Annotated in this window: 1 protein-coding gene; it reads right to left on the bottom strand. The window is 59.4% G+C overall.

What is annotated here, in order from left to right:
• On the bottom strand, positions 1-212 hold a 212-nt coding region (locus H0H10_RS41605), incomplete at both ends, for a RuBisCO small subunit-like domain-containing protein (RefSeq protein WP_188179279.1).

Here is a 212-nt window from a genome sequence, read left to right as displayed (position 1 = left end):
GTGGCGTCGGTGCACCCGAACATAGGCAGCTTCCACATTGTCCAGTACCGGCCATCGTAGTACCCAGGGGATGCGTTGTGCTCACGGAAGATGAACCCAACCTTGCTGAACTCGAGGCAAGGCACCCACTTGGAGCGGATCAGGTAGTCGACCTGCTTGAGGAGGGCCTCCGTGCTGAGCGGTGGCAGGTAGGACAGGGTCTCGAACTTCTT

The organism is Streptomyces griseicoloratus (genome assembly GCF_014534645.1).
In the GTDB taxonomy this organism is placed as follows: domain Bacteria; phylum Actinomycetota; class Actinomycetes; order Streptomycetales; family Streptomycetaceae; genus Streptomyces; species Streptomyces griseicoloratus.
This window is presented reverse-complemented; position numbering and strand designations above follow the sequence as displayed.